This is a genomic window from Nonomuraea sp. K271 (genome assembly GCF_009908215.1).
Lineage (GTDB): Bacteria > Actinomycetota > Actinomycetes > Streptosporangiales > Streptosporangiaceae > Nonomuraea > Nonomuraea longispora.
This window is the reverse complement of sequence record NZ_JAAAHR010000038.1, coordinates 1-16,493: the sequence shown is the minus strand read 5'-3', so window position 1 is coordinate 16,493 and position 16,493 is coordinate 1. Positions and strand designations below refer to the sequence as shown.

The window sequence follows — 16,493 nt, the reverse complement described above, 5'->3', positions numbered from 1 at the left end:
CAACGGCCAGGGGCAGGGTGCGCCCCGACACCGACACCGACGTGGTGGCCGACAGCCCCGACAGGGAGACGCTCACCTGGCAGGAACGCGGCGCAGCGGGCCCAATGGCGCTGCTGATCAAGCGGGTGGCCGCCACGGAGGGCGAGCCGGTGCCGCCCGGGGGTCGCCGGCGGGGCACGCCCGGGTGCCCGCCGGGCGGGTGGTGCTGCTCGGCGACAACGCCGCGGCGAGCTTCGACCCGCGGCAGGCCGGGTGTTTTCCCGCCGGCCGGGTCGTCGCCGTCGTGATCGGGCGGCTGGGCGGCCACAGAGCTCCCGGGAAAGGCTCCCGGGAAAGGCTCCCGGGAAAGGCTCAGGGACACCGAAGAAGGAAGGGGACCGACGATGGTGAAGCTGATGGAGTCGCTGTGCGACCGCCCCGGTGCGCTGGCTCCGGCGGGTGTCCTCGCCGACGGCCCGTGAGGGACGCCTCCGTCAGTTCCAGGCCGCGGTGCCGGCGTTGTGGACCCGGGTCAGCGTGCCCAGGAGGCCGCCGGGCGGGTCGCTGAACTGGAAACGCTTGTCGAGCCCGGTCACCTTGAGCAGCCGGGCCAGGCGGGCCTGGACCCCGCTCAGCACGAGACGGCCGCCCGCGGCCTCGGCGGTGTTGGCGGCCGAGATCAGCGCGCCCAGGCCCGAGGAGTCGCAGAAGCCGACCTCGCGCAGGTCGGCGATGATGAACGGCGGCGTGCGGCGTGACATCGCCTGCAGCAGGCCGCGGCGGAACTCGGCCGCCGACGTCATGTCGAGGTCGCCCGTCACCGTCAGGACGGCGGCTCCATCGCGCTGGGTGACGACGCAGGTGAACCCGGTCCGGTCTTCGCTCCCCATGCCGATCCTCCGCTCCCAGCATCCGCACCGTCCCCGCCCGGGACGTGCGGCGATCGGGGTCGCCTCCATGATTGCACAGTGCAACGGACCCGGGAAGTCATGGACATGGCGCAACGATCCGCGTACAACGCTGCGTATGCCGCAGAAGAGGGCGGATCCGCAGGTGGCGTGCGCCTGGCCATGATGGCGGCGCCGCCGCGGGCTGCGCTAGCGTATGGACCGGAGTGCCGCGGGCCAGGTCGGCGCGTCAGGCCGGGCGACTCGACGGAGGCTCCACGATGAACGACAGCGGCAGCGGCGTGGGCCGTCCACGCAGGCGGGAGACCGGATGACGCCGCGCCGCTCGGCGCTGCCGGGGCGCGGCCGGCACCCGGCCGTCGTGATCGTCGCCGGCTTCGGGCTGGCGGTGCTGTCCGGCACGCTGCTGCTGGCCATCCCGCAGGCCACCGCCGGCGGTGAGCCCTCCGACTGGTTGACCGCGCTGTTCACCGCCACCTCCGCGGTCTGCGTGACCGGTCTGGTCGTGGTGGACACGCCCACGCACTGGTCGGTGTTCGGCGAGGTGGTCATCGCGCTGCTCATCCAGATCGGCGGGCTCGGCATCATGACGCTGGCCACCCTCATCATGGTCATCGTCTCCGGCCGGGTCGGTCTGCGCGCGCGGCTGTCCGCGCAGCTGGAGACGAAATCCGTGGTGGCCGCCGACCTGCGTCAGGTGCTGCGCAAGGTCGTGCTGTTCAGTCTGGTGTGCGAGGCGGCCGTGGCCGTCGTGCTCACCACCCGTTTTGTCATCGCGTACGGCGAGCCGCCGGGGCGGGCGGCCTACCTGGGCGTCTTCCACGCGGTGTCGGCGTTCAACAACGCCGGGTTCGCCCTGTGGCCGGACAACCTGATGCGGTTCGTGGCCGATCCGTGGATCTGCCTGACCGTCGCCGCGGCCGTCATCGTGGGCGGGCTGGGCTACCCGGTCGTCTTCGACCTGCTGCGCCACTGGCGGCGCCCCAGCCGCTGGTCCCTGCTGACCAGGGTCACCGTCGGGCTCAGCGTCCTGCTGATCGGGGCGGCCATGCCGGCGTTCCTCGCGGCCGAGTGGCGCAACCCCGGCACGATGGGCCCGCTGGACGACTCCGCCAAGCTGCTGTCGGCCTTCTTCGCCGCGGTCATGCCGCGTTCCGGCGGGTTCAACACCCTCGACATCGGCCAGATGAACCCGTCGTCGTGGCTGGTCACCGACGTGTTGATGTTCATCGGCGGCGGCAGCGCGGGCACCGCGGGCGGCATCAAGGTCACCACGTTCGGTTTCCTGCTGTTCATGGTCTGGGCCGAGCTGCGCGGGGAGACCCAGGTCAACATCGGCCATCGCCGGCTGCCCGCAGCCACCCAGCGCCAGGCGCTGTCCATCAGCCTGCTGGGCGCCGGACTGGTGACGCTCTCGGCCCTGCTGATGCTCACGATCACCTCCCACGGCCTCGACCGGGTGTTGTTCGAGGTGATCTCGGCGTTCGGCACCAACGGGCTGTCCACCGGCATCACCGCGAGCACCCCGCTGGCCGGGCATGTGCTGCTCAGCCTGCTGATGTTCGTCGGCCGCATCGGGCCTTTGACGCTGGGCTCGGCGCTCGCGCTGAAACACCGCGCCCGCCGCTACGAGCTTCCCGAGGAACGCGTGATCGTCGGCTGAACGCCGGATCACCGGGAGGACGACGGCAACGGACGGTACGGGCCCCAGGAGTCGGCGATGCGGTTGGCCACGACGTAGAGGAGGTTGACCGTCACGATCGCCGGGGCGATCACCCCGCGAAGCCGGAGAACTCGCGCTCGAACGCCACCGCCAGGATCACCGCCGTGATGCCGTTCTGCTGCGCCAGTCCGAGGTGCACGCGGTCGGTGACGGGCAGACCGTGGGTGAGCACCAGCGCCGCGAGCATCCGAGCCGCGAACGCGGCCAGCCCGAGCAGGAGGCCCTTCATCAGGCTCGCCCCGCCGACCAGCAGCAGCCCCATCAGGAACGCCGAGAGCGCGAAGGCCGCGGTCACCGCCCGCGACAGCCACCGCGAGTCGGGAATCCGCAGGTAGAGGCCGGCGGCGGCCACGCCGAGCATGAGGGAGCTCCAGGCCGCGGAGACGGTCGCAGTGGCCGCCGCCAGGTAGCTGAGCAGCGGCGGCGCGTTCCTGATCAACCGCCAGACGGCGTACGCGGCGGCCGCGAACACCGCGTTGAGTCCCAGGTCGGCAAGGTAGGCGAGGGTGAGCCCGCCCTCGGCGGGCCTGGAGAGCGAGACGGCGTAGAACGCGAGGATCACCGTGATGGGGTCGTCGAAGGAGGACCACGCCCCGAGGATGGTCTTGGCCCGTGACGATAACCGGTTGTCGGCCATCACCGCGGCGACCGACAGCGGGTCGATCTGGGCCACCGCGATCGCGAGGATCATCGAGCGCGGGTCGCCGGTGACGACGTACATCACGCCGGCGATGAAGGCCGCCTTCAGCAGCACGCCGACCGTCACCGCGAGCAGGATCAACCGGCCGTGCTGGCGGGCCTCGGTGCGGTCGATGCCGTGGGTGCTGCCGTACAGGCCGATCGCCAGCAGCAGGCTGCTCAGCAGTAACTACGGGCCCGAGTGTTCCAGGCCCGTGATGTCGCCGAGGTCGGCCGCCACCCAGCCGAGACCGACCAGGAGAAGCAGGAACGTGATCTTTACCAACGTTTCACTCCCTCAGCGGGCACTCCCGCGGTCCGGCGCCTCCGAAAGGGTCCATATCACTCCGCCGGGCGGGACACCATACGGGTGAAGGCTTACCGCGGCTCCTGGCTGGTGTCGGCGATCAGCGGTTCCAAGACGAGCCCGGGGTTCTCGCGCATGATGGTGCGCATCCGCCACTGGTCGGTGAACAGCGCGAGCAGCGCCTGGTCACGGCCGCGCTCCAGCACCTCGGCGCCGCGTCGGCCTGCCAGCAGCGGCACGGAGGCGGCGTCGGTGCGCCTGGCCAGGGTGTAGTCGAGCCGGTCGAGGCTGATCCGCGCGCCGAACTCGGCGGACAGGCGGTGCTGCACCACCTCGAACTGCATCGGCCCGACCGCCGCCAGCACCGGCGCCTGGTCGCCGCGCAGGTCCGAGCGGAGCACCTGGATGACGCCCTCGGCGTCGAGCTGGTCGATGCCGCGCCGGAACTGCTTGGCCTTGCTGGAGTCGCGGGCGCGGGCGACGGCGAAGTGCTCGGGCGCGAAGCTGGGGATCGGCGGGAAGGTCACCGCAGACCCGTCGTAGAGGGTGTCGCCCGGCCGCAGCGCGCTCGCGTTGACCAGGCCCACCACGTCACCGGGGTAGGCCTTGTCCAGGGTGGTGCGCTCCTGGCCGAACACGCTCTGCGCGTATTTGGTGGCGAACGGCCGCCCGGTCGCCGCGTGGGTGAGGACCATGCCGCGCTCGAACCGGCCCGAGCAGACCCGTACGAACGCGATCCGGTCGCGGTGGGCCGGGTCCATGTTGGCCTGCACCTTGAACACCAGCCCGGAGAAGGGCGCGTCCAGCGGGCGCACGGCGCCGGCGACGTCGGGCCGGGCGGCCGGCGGGGGAGCCAGCTCGACCATGGCGTCCAGCAGCCGGGCCACCCCGAAGTTGGGCAGGGCGGCGCCGAACAGCACCGGGGTGGACTCGTGGGCCTCGAAAGACTTCTGGTCGTGGTCGGCGCCGATGGCCGACAGCAGCGAGACCTCCTCGCCCGCCCGCTCCCAGTCGTGCCCCAGCTCGGCGTGGGCCTGCCCGGCGGTCAGCTCGTCCTCCTGAGCCCTGGTGGCCCCGCCCGGGGTGCGGGTGTAGCGGACGGCACGCCCGGTGGCCCGGTCGATCACGCCGTGGAAGTGGCCGGCGGCGCCGAGCGGCCACGTGACGGGGGTGGGCCGCAGGCCGGTGCGCCCCTCGATCTCGTCGAGCAGCTCCAGGGCGTCGCGGCCGGGACGGTCCCACTTGTTGACGAAGGTGATGACCGGGATGCGGCGATGGCGGCACACCTGGAACAGCTTCATCGTCTGCGGCTCCATGCCCTTGGCCGCGTCGATCAGCATCACCGCGCAGTCGACGGCGGCCAGCACCCGGTAGGTGTCCTCCGAGAAGTCGGCGTGGCCCGGAGTGTCGACGAGGTTGAACACGTGGCCCCGGTAGTCGAAGCGGAGCGCCGCGGAGGTGATCGAGATGCCGCGCGAACGTTCGAGCTCCATCCAGTCGGAGGTGACGCCGCGCCGCCCCGCCTTGCCGTGGACCGCTCCCGCCGCGCTGATGGCGGAGGCGTGCAGAGCCAGCGCCTCGGTCATCGTGGACTTGCCCGCGTCAGGATGGCTGATGACGGCGAACGTCCGGCGGCGGCGGCCTTCCTCCGTGATGTCGGTCATCGTCCTATCTTGCCGGGTGACGGCCCATGGCCGTGACGGGTGTCATGCGAGGGACGGCGCCTGGCGTGTCCGCGCCCCGGTGACGCGCACTTGTGGCGATCATTCATTCTGTGCTGAACCGGAGGTCGTTTCTCGCGATGGGGCTGGCGTCGGGCCTGCCGTCCCTGGTGCCGTCCGCAGCTTTCGGCGAGCCGTTCACCTTGGGGGTGGCCTGCGGAGACCCCGATCCTGGCGGGTTCGTGGCGTGGACGCGCCTGGCCCCGCAGCCGCTGGCCGAGGACGGGTTCGGCGGCATGCCCGCGGATCCCGTACCGGTGCACTGGCAGGTCTCGAGCGACCCGGCGGGCAGGAACGTGGTGCGCCACGGCGTGTACGTGGCGTCCCGGGCATGGGCGCACAGCGTGCACGTCGAGGTCACCGGCCTGCGGCCGGGACGGGAGTACTGGTACAGGTTCAAGGCCGGCCCCTACGTCTCGCCGGCCGGGCGGGCGCTGACCGCGCCCGTGCCCGGCACGATGCCCCGGTCGCTGCGCGTGGCCGTCTGCTCGTGCGCCAACTACCAGCACGGGCACTTCACCGCGTACGCCAGGATGGCGCGCGAGCGCCCCGACCTCATCGTGCACCTCGGCGACTACATCTACGAGCAGGGCAGCGACCACGTGGCGCTGCCCGGCGGCAACGTCCGTGCCCACGAGGGGCCCGAGGCCGTCACCCTCGCCGGCTACCGCCGCCGCCACGCGCTCTACAAGACCGACCCCGACCTGCGCGAGGCCCACGCCGCCGCGCCGTGGGCGGCCATCCTGGACGACCACGAGGTGGTCAACAACTGGACGAGCCTGATCCCCGCCCAGCGCCGCGAGGCCGCCTTCCGCGCCTACTACGAGCACATGCCCCTGCGCTCGCCCGCGCGGCCTGGCAGCACCGCCGTACAGCTCTACCGGCGGTTGCGCTGGGGCAGGCTCGCCACGCTGCACATGCTCGACACCCGCCAGTACCGCGACCCGCACCTGTGCGGCGCGGGCTACAGCTCGTGCCCGACTCCGGCCGACCCCGCCCGTACGATGATCGGCCTGGACCAGGAGAACTGGCTGCTGCGGGGTTTCCGGCGCTCCCAGGCCCGGTGGGAGCTCGTCGGCCAGCAGGTCTTCTTCGGCCAGCGCGACCGCGACCCCGGGCAGGGCCGCCTGGTCAGGCAGGACGCCTGGGACGGCTACACCGGCAGCCGTCAGCGGGTCACCGAGGGCTGGGTCAAGGCCGGCGTGCGCAACGTCGTCGTGCTCACCGGCGACGTGCACGCGCACTGGGCGGGCGACCTCGTCCTCGACTACGACGATCCCGGATCGCGTCCCGTCGGGGCCGAGCTCGCGGTCACCTCCATCGCCAGCGGCGGGGACGGCCACGACGATGATCCGGCCACGGACCCGCTGCTGGCCGCCAACCCCCACCTGAAGTTCCACCTGCGCCGCAGGGGCTACCTCATGGTCCTGGTCACCCCTGGAGCGCTCACCGCCGACTTCATGACCGTCCCCTACGTCAGCACTCCGGGGGCCGCGGCGCTGACCGCCGCCACCTTCACGCTGTCCGACCTCGTCGACGGGCTGCACCGCCAGGCGTGACAGGCCGTCGCGACGCACTTCGGCCCGCATCACCGCAGGTCATGGCTATAATGGTGGAGGTGGATCCCGTTGCCTGGGACGAGCCGGACGGCCCGGCGATCGTCATGACCGACGCCGACGGCAGCGTGGTCGGCTGGTCGGAAGCCGCGGAGAAGTTGCTCGGCTACCACGCCGACGAGGTCCTGCACCGCTCCAGCGACGCCTTCATGAAGCCCGGGGACCGCACGGCGCGCGGCCAGGAAGGACGGTGGTCCGGGCTCGTCACGGCCCGCCACCGCGCGGGCGGCGCGATCCTCGTCCACGTCGAGGGTGTCCGCCTGCGCACCGCGCGGCAGCGCGAGAGCTGGCTCCTGACGCTGACACCGGACGGGCCGCCGGTGCTGGAGCCGATCATCGGCCGCGCCCCCGTGGCCATCGGCGTCTGGGACACCGGCCTGCTCTGCCTCTGGCTCAACGACACGGCCCGGCGCCTGAGCGACGTCTTCCCCCTCTTCCGGCTCGGCAGCCGGCCCGAGGTGTGCGCACCGGGCTTCGACGCGGAGGCCACGGCGGGGGCGATGCGGCGGGTGCTCGAGGACGGCACACCGGTGCTCGACCGCGAGTGCCGCCGGACCGCCGAGGACGGGCTCACCGAACACATTTTCTCGACCTCGTTCTACCGCCTCGACGGCGCCGACGGGCGGCCGCTGGGCGTGTGCGCGTTCGCCGTCGACACGAGCCACAGCCGGGCACGCGACCGGCTGGCCCTGCTCGGCGAGGCCAGCATCAGGATCGGCAGCACACTCGACGTCATGGAGACCGCGCAGGAGCTGGCGGAGCTGGCCGTGCCGCGCCTGGCCGACTACGTCACGGTCGACGTGTCCGAGCGGGTCCTGCCCGACGACGAGTCCATGCGCCGGCTGGGTTCCACCGATGTGAGCGTCCCCGCGTTCCACCGCGCGGGCGTGGCCTCGATCCACCGGGAGCTCCCCGAATCGCTCTGGCGGCGGGGCGATGTCGTCTACGTCCCGCCGTCGTCCCCCTTCACCGCCGTCCTGTCCTCGGGCCGGTCCCATTTCGAGCCCGTGATGGACACCTCGTCCGGCACCTGGCTCGACGTCGACCCCGACCGGGCGCGGGTCATCCACGACACCGGGATGCACAGCCTGATCATCGTCCCGCTCAAGGCCAGGGGCGACATCCTGGGCGTCGCCGTGTTCGTCCGCACGGAGAATCCCGTGCCGTTCGGCAAGGAGGACCTGGACCTCGCCGAGATGCTGGCCGCCCGCGCCGCGCTGAGCCTGGACAACGCGCGCCAGTACACCCGCGAGCGCACCGCCGCCCTGGCCCTGCAGCGCGACCTTCTGCCGCGCAACCTCTCCGGCGCCGGCGCCGTCGACGTGGCCTGGCGCTACCTGCCGTCCGACGTCATCGGCACCGTCGGAGGCGACTGGTTCGACGTGGTCCCGCTGGGCGACGGCCGGGTCGCCCTGGTGGTCGGCGACGTGACCGGGCACGGCATCAACGCCGCGGCGACGATGGGGCGGCTGCGCACGGCCGTGCGCACGCTCTCGTACCAGGGGCTCCCGCCCGACGAGGTGCTCGCGTTCCTGGACCGCATGGTCGTACGCCTGGCGGAGGAGGACGCGGGCGCGGGCGACCAGCCCCTCGACACCACGGGAGCCACCTGCGTGTACGCGGTCTACGACCCGGTCACCCGGCGCTGCGCCATGTCCGTGGCCGGACACCCGCCGCCCGCGATCGTGCACCCGTCAGGAGAGGTGACCTTCGCTTACCTGCCCGCCGGCACCCCGGTCGGCCTGGGGCTGGGCTCGTACGAATGCGTCGAGATCGAGCTCGCCGAGGGCAGCCTGATCGCCCTCTACACGGACGGCCTGGTCGAGCGGCGCGGGGCCGACATCGACGCGGGCCTGCACCGCCTCAGCACCGTCCTGGCCGTCCCCGGCCTCCCGCCCGAGGACCTGTGCGACCAGGTGATCGGCACGATGGTGGACGGCACGCCCTCCGAGGACGACATCGCCCTCCTCATCGCCCGCACCCGCACCGCCGGCCCGGCCCCCAGCTGACGCCCCCGCTGGTTTCCCGGACGCTCGCCACGGCCTATCGTGTGCCGCATGCCTGACGCCATCTTCGAACATCCGCGCCTGGCCGCGATCTACGACGATCTCGACTCCGACCGCAGCGACCTCGACGTGTACGCCGCCATCGCCGGCGAACTCGGCGCACGGAGCGTGCTCGACGTCGGATGCGGTACGGGGACGTTCGCGTTGCTGCTGGCCGGGAACGGCATCGAGGTGACCGGCGTCGACCCCGCCGGGGGCTCGCTCGACGTCGCCCGGGCCAAAGCCGGCGCCGAGCGGGTGCGCTGGATCCACGGTGACGCGACGAGCCTGCCCGCCCTGCGGGCCGACCTGGCGACGATGACCGGGAACGTCGCCCAGGCGATCGCGGCGCCGGACGACTGGGCGGGGACGCTGCGGGGGGTCCATGACGCGCTGCGGCCCGGCGGGCACCTCGTGTTCGAGACCCGCGATCCGGCCAGGCGCGCGTGGCTGGAGTGGAATCGTGCGGAGACGTACCAGAGGGTCGACATCGAGGGCGTCGGCGTCGTCGAGACCTGGACCGACCTGATCGACGTCAGCGGACCGCTGGTGACGTTCCGGGGGACGTGCGTGTTCGCGGCGGACGGCGCGGTGCTGACGTCGCACTCGACGCTGCGTTTCCGCGAGCGGGACGAGGTCGAGGCGGATCTGGCCGAGCACGGATACACGGTGAAGGAGGTTCGCGGGGCGCCCGACCGGCCGGGGCGGGAGTTCGTGTTCTTCGCTCAGCGGCCCGAGGAGTGAGCCGGGGTCACGGCTCTTCTTCCCCCTCCTCCGGCGCTTCGGTCACGATCTTGGCTGCTATCGCGTAGTCGACGCGGATCGCGCGGTACGTCTCGCCCTCGGCGACGCGTTCGGGCAGGCCGGTACGGCGGCTGCCCGACCCCGACCGGTGGGCCGGTTCACCGGAGAACGTGACCGCCACCTCCGGCGCCTCCTCGAAGGTCACGCTGCCGGCGCGGACCGTCGCGGAGAAGACGATGTCCGCAGCCCTGACGAGCCGCTCACCGGGCCGTCGGTCGGGCGTTTCGCCGGGCCCTCTGCCGGGGCGTTCGTCACCCATGTCGGGCTCGCCTCCTCCTCCTTGCGCGCTACTCTCTGCGGCGCTTGCCCGGTGTCAGGTCGCGCAGCCGCCGCACGCCTGCGCGCCCTGCGGCTCGGCCCAGCTCTCGCAGGGCGGGGCCGAGCGTCGTCGGCGCCTCTTCCCGCGGCTCGGCACCGGACAGCTTTCCTGCCCGGCCCGGGCGGCCCTTCCGCGGTTCTTCCTCGGCTCGTGCGGCGCTGTCGCCCTTCGCCCCGGCACCCGCCTGGCGGCCCTCCCGCTCGTCTCGTGCGGCGCTGTCGCTTCTCGGCTCGGCTTCCGCGTTCGCCGGGGTGGTGGGTGCGGCGCTTTCTGCGGCCTGTCCGGCGGCGGCCGTGGTCTCCCGCACCGCGCCACCGGCAGCGCCCGCCGACTGCTCCACCGTGCCCTGCAACGTGGTGCCCGTACGCTCGCCGACGTCTCCGGCCGCCTGTCCCGCGCCTGTGCCGACGTCGCCGACGGCTTGGCCTGCGCCTGTGCCGACGTCGCCCACGGCCTGTCCCGCGCCCGTGCCGACGTCGCCGACGGCTTGGCCTGCGCCTGTGCCGACGTCGCCCACGGCCTGTCCGGCCCCCGAGCCGACATCGCTGACCGCGCGGCCCGCGCCTGCCCCGACGTCGCCCACGGCCTGTCCGGCGCCTGCCCCGACGTCTCCGACGGCTTGACCGGCGCCCGTGCCGACGTCGCGCACCGCGTGGCCCGCGCCGGAGCCGACGTCGCGGAGGGCGGACCCCACTCCCCGGGTGATGTTCTCGATCAGCTGGGGGTTGTCGTCGATCGTTTGCAAGACGTCCTTGATGATCATGGCGACGTTGTCGAGCCGTACCTTGAGCAGCGCCTGCGCCTCGACGCCCACGATGTCGAGGTTGACCCGGCCCAGGGCGACGTCCGCCCCGACGTGCAGGTGCAGCAGGTCGAGCACGTCCGCGTCCAGGGACACGCGCGCCCGCAGGTCCTCCACCTCGAGCTTGATCTCGTCGACCTTGACGATCGGCACGTCGAGGTACACGTCAGGGTCCACGGCACCGCCTGACGGGTTCACCTCCGGCGGTGCCGGGCGGCGTTCGGCCGGTTCCGGCAGGTTCTCGGACATGTCCTCCCCTTGGGTGGCTTGTCGCAGCCCTCTGGCTCACTGCCCGATGCTCCGCAAAAGGGACATAAAGCCGGGCAAATCATGGCTGGTTGGCGCTCCCAAGCCGTTCCGCCCGGACCGCGCGATGTCGTGGTGGCTCCCATTCCGTGGCCGCGCACGTGAGGATCTGCTGGACGTGGTCGGCGTGGGATGGCGCCGCCCTGTCGGTGAGGGCGGGCACGCGCTACGCGCGGTCCGTGCAGATCGTCAGGGGCGGGTCCGGGTAGACGAGGTACAGCGGGCGGTCGAGGTCGTTGCGCACGGGGTAGGCGGCGTCCTCGCCGCACAGCTCCTTGTCGGCGCTCCCGTCCACCCGCTTGACGATCCGGTACGTCGCCGACGGCCCGCACGCCACCTTGGTCGCCCTGCCGGTGGGGAAGCCCACCTCCTGGTGGAAGCAGTCACCCACCTGGCCGTTGAGCGTCAGGCACAGATGCCAGCCGCCGCCCCTGACATATCCGCTGGTCGCGTAGCCGTAGGTGGTGCTGCCGCACGACCGTTCGCCGCGCTTGAGCCGCACGGCCACCCGGTACGCCGCCTCGGGCGCGGCACAGCCGACGATCCGGAACTCGGTGGTCTTCTTTCCCTCCCCGAGCGCCTCCAGGCAGTCGCCCGGCTGCGCCCGCGACGGGTCGTCCTCCGCGGCGCATCCGGCAAGGACCCACACGCCGATCATCGCCATTACCACGATCTTGCCCTTCGCCACCGTCCCATCTTGGCAGCAGTCCGGACCGGATCCTCATCTCGGTCAAGAATGACCGTTTACCGTGCGTCTGTGCTGGTTCATCGGGACATGGAGGCGGCGCCGGAAGCGGCGGCCCCGTCACCGCGGGGCGCGAGGAGCGCGGCCCGCGGCGACGGGCCATCGGGCTGGCCGTGCTGTTCGCGCTGGGTATGGCCGTGCGTGGCGCCGCGGACGCTGGGGGCCCGGATTCCACAGAGGGGCGGCCGCTACGCCGGGATGGCCGGCGGCGCACGTCACCAGGTCACGGGCAGTTCGTACCGGCCGTAGACGGACCTGTCGTGCTCGATCGGCACCCGCTCCAGGCCGGTCGCCGCCGCGGGGTGGGGATGCGCCGGTAGAGGGTGCCGTAGACCACCTGCAGTTCCATCCGGCCAGCGACTGGCTCAGGCACTGGTGCACGCCGTAGCCGAAGGCGACGTGGTGGCGGGCCTCACGGCGCGGGTCGAGCCGGTCGGGGTCCGGGGAAGGCGGCCGGGTCGCGGTTGCCGATGTCGTTGGCCGGGATCAGGCCCTCGCCGGCCCGGACGACCTGCCCGGCGATCTCGATGTCCTCCAGCGCGACGCGGCGGCGCCACGACCACGGGGACGCCGGAGGCGTAGGCTCACACGGTCAGCTCGATCGCCGCCGCCGGGCAGACGTCGGCCGCCTCACGCACCGTGGCGTGCAGTCGCTCGGGCGGCGCCGCGTCGAGCAGGAGCACGACCCCGTCGTCCTCCCGCTGGTCGAACACCTCCGGGGCGAGCAGCACACACTGGCCGGCTCCGCAGCATTTGTCCTCGTCGACGGTGATTCTCATGTTGGTTTCCCCCTGGTTCGTGCATCGGTCGGGACGGGACGGGGTCAGGGAGCGCGGGTGACGGGCGCCTCCCACAACCCGACGATCGCGTCGATCAGCCCGGTCGCGGCGTCGTGCCAGCCGGTCCGGGGGGTCGGGACGCCTTCGGCGAGCGCGCGCTCCCGCTCGGCGCACATGTGCACCATCAGCTGGCGGGCCATGTCGTTGCGCTCGGCCCGCACCTCCGGCGGCAGCGCGGGGAGGCACCGGTCGAGCCCGTCGATGATCTGCTGCAGCGAGGGGGAGGTGAGCGACTCCTCGATCATGATCTCGCGGAGGGTGGGATCGGTCATCACCTGGGCGCCGAACCGGGCGAACCAGGTCGGGCTGCCCAGGGAGGCCAGGTGCTCGGCGACGGGGCGTACGAGGCAGGCCACCCAGTCGCGGACGTCGGCGGAGTCGCCGAGCTCGGCCACCATCCGCCCGCGGATGCGCTCGGTGTGCTGGGCGTGCTTGCGGGCGATCGCCCGCACCAGGTCCGCCTTCGTGCCGAAGTGGTAGCCGACGGCGGCGTTGTTGCCCTGGCCCGCGGCCTCGCTGACCTGGCGGTTGGACACGGCGAACACCCCGTGCTCGGCGAACAGCCGCTCCGCCGCCGTAAGGATCTGCTCCCGCGTCGCGCTGGCCCGTGCGGCCCGGGGGTGTCCGGCCGCCACGGTCACCACCGCACCGGGACCTCGCGCAGCCCGCCGACGGCGAGCCCTTCGACGCGGTGCAGGTCCTTCGCGGGAACGGCCAGCTCCAGCGAGGGCAGCCGGCGCAGCAGCACCTCGAGCACGGTCTGCAGCTCGGTGCGGGCCAGCGCCTGCCCCAGGCACGAGTGCGGGCCGGACCCGAAGGTCAGGTGCGGGTTGGGGACGCGGTCGAGCCTCATCTCACCGGCGTGCTCGAAGGCGTTCTCGTCGCGGTTGGCCGCGGCCATGCTGCACACCACGGTCGTGCCCCGGGGGATGACGGCGCCGGCGATCTCGACCTCCTCGCCGAGGTAGCGCGGCATGCCGAAGCCGGGGTTGGCGTCGAACCGCAGCGCCTCCTCCACCGCGGAGCGCACCAGGGAAGGATCCGCGAGCAGCCGCTCCCAGCGCCGCCGGTCGGCCAGCAGCATGGCCACCATCTTGCCGATCATGTTGGCCGTGGTCTCGTGCCCGGCGACCAGCAGCCCCATGCCGGTGGCGACCAGCGCTCCGTCGGGCATCGGCTCGCCGGCGGCGTCGGCGCCCTTGCTGAGCTCGCTGAGCAGGTCGTCGCCCGGCCGGGCGCGCCTGGCCGCGACGTGCTCGCCCATGTACGCCACGAACTCGGCCTGCGCCGCGTCGATCTCCGCCTGCGTGTAGCGGGTCAGGTTGAGCAGCGTGTCGGACCAGTACGCGAACTTGTCGCGGTCGGAGTCGGGGACCCCGAGCAGGTCGCAGATGACCCACACAGGCAGCGGGAAGCCCAGGCTCGCCTTGAGGTCGGCCGGATGACCCTGGGCCACCATGTCGTCGATGAGCCGGTCGGCCATCGCCTCGATGCCGGGCTTCAGCGCCGCCATGCGCCTGGCCGTGAACCATCTGCCGACCATGCGCCGCCACCGCTGGTGCCCTTCCCCGCTCTGCGGGATGGTCGAGGCCATCGAGCTGTTGAACACGCCGCCCGACTCGTTGGCGGCGATGCGGGCCGCGTCGTCGGCGTCCAGTTGCCGGGTGAAGCGCGGGTCCGACAACACCAGTTTCACGTCGTCGTACCTGGTCAGCAGGGATGCCTGGTCGCCGCTGGGCAACCTCACCCGGGCGACGGGGCACTGCTCGCGCAGCCGCGCCCACTCGGCCGGCGGATCGAGCGCGGCGTCGCTGGGAATGGGGTAGTTCAGCGTTTGTGCCACGTCGTCTTGGCGCATCACGACCTCCTCGGATTTCGCCGCCAGTTAACCGGGCAGGTCAGCTTAAGTCAAGCGACTGCATTAAAATCGGGTCGTGGTCGCGCTCAGGCGGTGTCAGTCGCGAGCCGTTCGCGTGGGAAGTGCGCGCCCGAGGCGGCCGAGCGGGGACATGAGCATGACCAGTGGCGAGAGCGCCATGGCGGCGGCGCTCACCAGCAGGCCGGCGCGCAACCCCCACTGACCGGCCAGCCAGCCGCCGAGCAGCGAGCCCAGCGGGGTCAGGCCCATGCCGGCGAAGGAGATCGTGGCGACCACCCGGCCCTGCATGAGCACGGGGGTGACGGCCTGCCGCACGCCCATCATGGTGACGTTCACCAGCTGGCCGCAGGCGCCGAACGCGAAGTTGATCGCCATGAGGGCGGCGAGCGTGCCGGGCGAGGAACCATGCAGCGCGGGCACGGCCAGCATCACGGCGTCGCCGAGCAAGGCAGCCGACACCATCACCACGCCGAAGCCGTACCGTCCCGGCAGCCTGGCGGCCAGCAGCGCGCCGGCGAGCGCGCCCGGACCCGTCGCCGCGAGCGCCAGGCCGACCGCCGCGCCGGGCAGCCGTAGCTCGCGCGCCAGGAAGACCAGGTAGACGGTCATCAGGGCGGCCAGCGCGAACTGGTAGGCGGCGGTCGAGAGGCCCACGGCCCGCAGCGTGGGATCGCGGGTGACGAGCCGGAGCCCCTCGGCGATCCGCCTGCCCATGGAAGCGGGCGTTCCGGAAGGTCCGGGCAGCGGCTCGGGACGGCGTATGCGCAGGATCGACAGGAACGACAGCGTGTAGAAGGCGGCGCTCGCCACGACGGCGACCGGCGCGGACAGGAGCGACACCAGCGCGCCGCCGAGCGCGGGCCCGCCGATCTGCGCCGCCGACCTGGTGCCTTCGAGCGCGCTGTTGCCCTGCGCCAGCCGGTCGTGCTCCACCAGCCGTACGAGGGAGGCCTGGTAGGCCACGTCGAAGTACACGCTGAGCACGCCCACGAGGAAGGCGGCGGCGAACAGCGCGGGCATGCCGAGAACCCCGAGGGCGTACGCGACGGGGATCGCCGCCAGCGTCGCGGCCCGGCCCAGGTCCGCGGCCACCATCACGTCGCGGGAACGACGGCGGTCGACCCACGCGCCGGCGAGGAGCGAGCACAGCAGAATGGGCGCCTGCTCTGCCGCGCGCAGCGCGCCGAGCTCGCCGACGCCGGCGCCGAGCGCCACCACGGCGACGAGCGGCAGGGTCACCAGGGTCGCCTGGGTCCCCAGCTGGGAGGCGGTCTGCCCGGCCCAGAGCCGGCGGAAGTCGGCGTCGCGCCACAGCGGGCGGCCGGAGCCCGCCGCCTTCATCGCCGGCCCCGCTGGGGGTCGGACGGGGGACCACAAGAGCACACGACAGGGGGAACGTACGGCACGGGGAAGCTCCTTGAGCAGCCGGGAAACGGGCCGCCGCCCGGTAGGTCAGGCGGTGGCGGGCTGGCTGTGCCGCAGTTCGGAGGCGGCACGCGAGGACAGGTCGGTGACGACCGTGAACGTCAACGCGTGCCTGGCTGGCCGGGCATCTCTCGAACTCCTGGGTCTCGTACCGTCCGTGGCAGGCTAGCCGCCGGCCGACCGGAGCGAAACCGGTTTTCCGCCCTGCGTCGCAGGACGAATCTTGCCTTTCGCTCCCTAATGGTCAATAGTCGAACAATATCGGTCAGATTCGGTCGTTTCGGCGACCGGAACTGAGTGGGCCCGGGTGCCGCCCGGTCGCCGTCACCCCCGAGAACGCCCGAGGTGACCATGAGACGCACGGCTGCTGCGCTCGTCCTGCTCGCGGTGCTCGCCG

General features: G+C 72.6%; 15 protein-coding genes. 5 read left to right on the top strand and 10 right to left on the bottom strand.

Features of this window, described 5'->3' with window-relative positions:
* Positions 1-17 precede the first annotated feature (17 nt).
* On the top strand, positions 18-287 hold the full coding sequence (locus tag GUY59_RS15865; RefSeq protein ID WP_138200561.1) for a hypothetical protein: 270 nt from the start codon (positions 18-20) through the stop codon (positions 285-287).
* A 186-nt stretch (positions 288-473) separates the two neighbouring features.
* Here GUY59_RS15865 and GUY59_RS15860 read toward each other — a convergent pair whose 3' ends face one another.
* Complete coding sequence (locus GUY59_RS15860; protein WP_161714560.1) at positions 474-869, bottom strand: STAS domain-containing protein; 396 nt, start codon at positions 867-869, stop codon at positions 474-476.
* 328 nt (positions 870-1,197) lie between these two features.
* Between GUY59_RS15860 and GUY59_RS15855 the strand changes: the two genes are divergently transcribed.
* Positions 1,198-2,550, top strand: a complete 1,353-nt coding sequence (locus GUY59_RS15855) for a TrkH family potassium uptake protein (protein WP_138200562.1) — start codon at positions 1,198-1,200, stop codon at positions 2,548-2,550.
* Positions 2,551-2,659: 109 nt separating this feature from the next.
* On the opposite strand, the gene GUY59_RS15850 is transcribed toward GUY59_RS15855, so the two are convergent.
* Positions 2,660-3,391 carry a hypothetical protein gene (locus GUY59_RS15850; protein WP_289513841.1) on the bottom strand — a complete coding sequence of 244 codons (732 nt, stop codon included), beginning with the start codon at positions 3,389-3,391 and terminating at the stop codon, positions 2,660-2,662.
* A gap of 275 nt (positions 3,392-3,666) precedes the next feature.
* Positions 3,667-5,259, bottom strand: a complete 1,593-nt coding sequence (locus GUY59_RS15845; RefSeq protein WP_138200564.1) for a peptide chain release factor 3 — start codon at positions 5,257-5,259, stop codon at positions 3,667-3,669.
* A 110-nt stretch (positions 5,260-5,369) separates the two neighbouring features.
* On the opposite strand from GUY59_RS15845, the gene GUY59_RS15840 reads away from it, so the two are divergent.
* Genes GUY59_RS15840 through GUY59_RS15830 form a run of 3 tightly spaced genes read left to right on the top strand, consistent with a single transcriptional unit; the run spans position 5,370 to position 9,721 of the window.
* Positions 5,370-6,875, top strand: a complete 1,506-nt coding sequence (locus GUY59_RS15840) for an alkaline phosphatase D family protein (protein WP_252374903.1) — start codon at positions 5,370-5,372, stop codon at positions 6,873-6,875.
* Positions 6,876-6,934: 59 nt separating this feature from the next.
* Positions 6,935-8,941 (top strand): SpoIIE family protein phosphatase, encoded by a 2,007-nt coding sequence (locus GUY59_RS15835; protein ID WP_161714559.1) that lies wholly within the window; start codon positions 6,935-6,937, stop codon positions 8,939-8,941.
* Positions 8,942-8,989: 48 nt separating this feature from the next.
* Complete coding sequence (locus GUY59_RS15830; protein ID WP_138200566.1) at positions 8,990-9,721, top strand: class I SAM-dependent methyltransferase; 732 nt, start codon at positions 8,990-8,992, stop codon at positions 9,719-9,721.
* Positions 9,722-9,728: 7 nt separating this feature from the next.
* On the opposite strand, the gene GUY59_RS15825 is transcribed toward GUY59_RS15830, so the two are convergent.
* The 7 genes from GUY59_RS15825 to GUY59_RS15795 all read right to left on the bottom strand — a co-directional run bounded on the left by GUY59_RS15825 (position 9,729) and on the right by GUY59_RS15795 (position 16,012).
* Positions 9,729-10,040 carry a hypothetical protein gene (locus GUY59_RS15825; protein ID WP_201760929.1) on the bottom strand — a complete coding sequence of 104 codons (312 nt, stop codon included), beginning with the start codon at positions 10,038-10,040 and terminating at the stop codon, positions 9,729-9,731.
* 28 nt (positions 10,041-10,068) lie between these two features.
* Positions 10,069-11,151 (bottom strand): hypothetical protein, encoded by a 1,083-nt coding sequence (locus GUY59_RS50005; RefSeq protein ID WP_138200567.1) that lies wholly within the window; start codon positions 11,149-11,151, stop codon positions 10,069-10,071.
* A 223-nt stretch (positions 11,152-11,374) separates the two neighbouring features.
* A complete protein-coding gene (locus tag GUY59_RS15815) occupies positions 11,375-11,896 on the bottom strand; it encodes an LppU/SCO3897 family protein (protein ID WP_132332604.1) in 522 nt (173 codons plus the stop codon).
* A 641-nt stretch (positions 11,897-12,537) separates the two neighbouring features.
* A complete protein-coding gene (locus GUY59_RS15810; protein WP_138200568.1) occupies positions 12,538-12,732 on the bottom strand; it encodes a ferredoxin in 195 nt (64 codons plus the stop codon).
* A gap of 44 nt (positions 12,733-12,776) precedes the next feature.
* Entirely contained in the window at positions 12,777-13,436 is a 660-nt protein-coding gene (locus GUY59_RS15805; protein ID WP_252374904.1) for a TetR/AcrR family transcriptional regulator, read from the bottom strand.
* Complete coding sequence (locus GUY59_RS15800; protein ID WP_138200569.1) at positions 13,430-14,650, bottom strand: cytochrome P450; 1,221 nt, start codon at positions 14,648-14,650, stop codon at positions 13,430-13,432. Before GUY59_RS15800 ends, GUY59_RS15805 begins: the two co-directional genes overlap by 7 nt.
* Before the next feature lie 96 nt (positions 14,651-14,746).
* The gene (locus tag GUY59_RS15795; protein ID WP_138200570.1) at positions 14,747-16,012 is read right to left on the bottom strand and encodes an MFS transporter; all 1,266 of its coding nucleotides are present in this window, start codon (positions 16,010-16,012) and stop codon (positions 14,747-14,749) included.
* Between the last annotated feature and the right edge of the window lie 481 nt (positions 16,013-16,493).

What these genes read in the sequence shown, in the direction of transcription:
- GUY59_RS15830 (WP_138200566.1), top strand. Translation starts at nt 8,990, where the DNA reads ATGCCTGACGCCATCTTCGAACATCCGCGCCTGGCCGCGATCTACGAC.
- GUY59_RS15800 (WP_138200569.1), bottom strand. Translation starts at nt 14,650, where the DNA reads ATGCGCCAAGACGACGTGGCACAAACGCTGAACTACCCCATTCCCAGC.
- GUY59_RS50005 (WP_138200567.1), bottom strand. Translation starts at nt 11,151, where the DNA reads ATGTCCGAGAACCTGCCGGAACCGGCCGAACGCCGCCCGGCACCGCCG.
- GUY59_RS15795 (WP_138200570.1), bottom strand. Translation starts at nt 16,012, where the DNA reads ATGAAGGCGGCGGGCTCCGGCCGCCCGCTGTGGCGCGACGCCGACTTC.
- GUY59_RS15855 (WP_138200562.1), top strand. Translation starts at nt 1,198, where the DNA reads ATGACGCCGCGCCGCTCGGCGCTGCCGGGGCGCGGCCGGCACCCGGCC.
- GUY59_RS15810 (WP_138200568.1), bottom strand. Translation starts at nt 12,732, where the DNA reads ATGAGAATCACCGTCGACGAGGACAAATGCTGCGGAGCCGGCCAGTGT.
- GUY59_RS15825 (WP_201760929.1), bottom strand. Translation starts at nt 10,040, where the DNA reads ATGGGTGACGAACGCCCCGGCAGAGGGCCCGGCGAAACGCCCGACCGA.
- GUY59_RS15860 (WP_161714560.1), bottom strand. Translation starts at nt 869, where the DNA reads ATGGGGAGCGAAGACCGGACCGGGTTCACCTGCGTCGTCACCCAGCGC.
- GUY59_RS15845 (WP_138200564.1), bottom strand. Translation starts at nt 5,259, where the DNA reads ATGACCGACATCACGGAGGAAGGCCGCCGCCGCCGGACGTTCGCCGTC.